Source organism: Mycobacterium sp. TH-M106, assembly GCF_057473765.1.
Map to the genome: position 1 here is coordinate 1 of NZ_JBYCLE010000191.1, position 1067 is coordinate 1067.

Annotated in this window: 1 rRNA gene and 1 pseudogene; both read right to left on the reverse strand. The window is 61.4% G+C overall.

Annotated elements, in window-relative coordinates:
- Nucleotides 1-310: ribosomal RNA gene (locus AC2VOP_RS06640) — 16S ribosomal RNA — on the reverse strand; the annotation flags it as partial.
- A 251-nt stretch (nucleotides 311-561) separates the two neighbouring features.
- Nucleotides 562-1067, reverse strand: a pseudogene (locus AC2VOP_RS06645) (UDP-N-acetylglucosamine 1-carboxyvinyltransferase); the annotation flags it as partial.

A 1067-nucleotide genomic window follows, 5' to 3' on the forward strand; every position in this document is an offset into this window, starting at 1 on the left:
GGCCGGACACCCTCTCAGGCCGGCTACCCGTCGTCGCCTTGGTAGGCCATCACCCCACCAACAAGCTGATAGGCCGCGGGCCCATCCCACACCGCAAAAAAGCTTTCCACCACAGCACATGCATGCCGTGGTCCTATCCGGTATTAGACCCAGTTTCCCAGGCTTATCCCAAAGTGCAGGGCAGATTACCCACGTGTTACTCACCCGTTCGCCACTCGAGCGCCCCTCGAAAGGGGCCTTTCCGTTCGACTTGCATGTGTTAAGCACGCCGCCAGCGTTCGTCCTGAGCCAGGATCAAACTCTCCAAACAAAAAATATCGGAGAAAACAAATCCCGACAAACAAAACACCATGCCCCAAACGGGAACAAAAAGGGCATGGCAAAAATAACAACAAACAAAACCACCAAACACACTATTGAGTTCTCAAGCAACACGCCCGGTCTTCAGGCAACCTTGCCATTGTAGTTCGGCCGCGGCGAGACGTCAACTGCCGTCGTCACCAACCTTCCACGCCGGCTGGGTGATCCGATTGATCCGACTCGGCCTGCTGGCTCGTTCCGCTAGCGTACCCGATCGATCTCGGCACCGAGGCCGACCAGGTTCTCCACGAACAGCGGGTAGCCGCGGTCGATGTGAAAGACGTCGTGAACCTCGGTGTCGCCGTCGGCGACCAAGCCGGCCAGCACCAGGCCCGCGCCGGCCCGGATGTCCGACGACCACACCGGTGCGCTGGACAGCTGCGGTAGGCCCCGAACCACGGCGTGGTGTCCATCGGTGCGGGCGTCGGCACCGAGGCGGATCATCTCCTCGACGAACCGGAACCGCGCCTCGAAGACGTTCTCCGTGATCATCGACGTACCGTCGGAGATCGACGCCAGTCCGATCGCCATCGGTTGCAGATCGGTGGGGAACCCGGGAAACGGCAGGGTCGCCACATTGACCGCCTTGGGGCGCTCGTATTGGGTCACCCGGAAGCTGTCGTCGGTCTGGGTGATGGTGGCGCCCGCGTCGTGAAGTTTGCGCAGCACCAGCTGCAGATGCGCGGGGTCGACGCCGGTCACCGAGA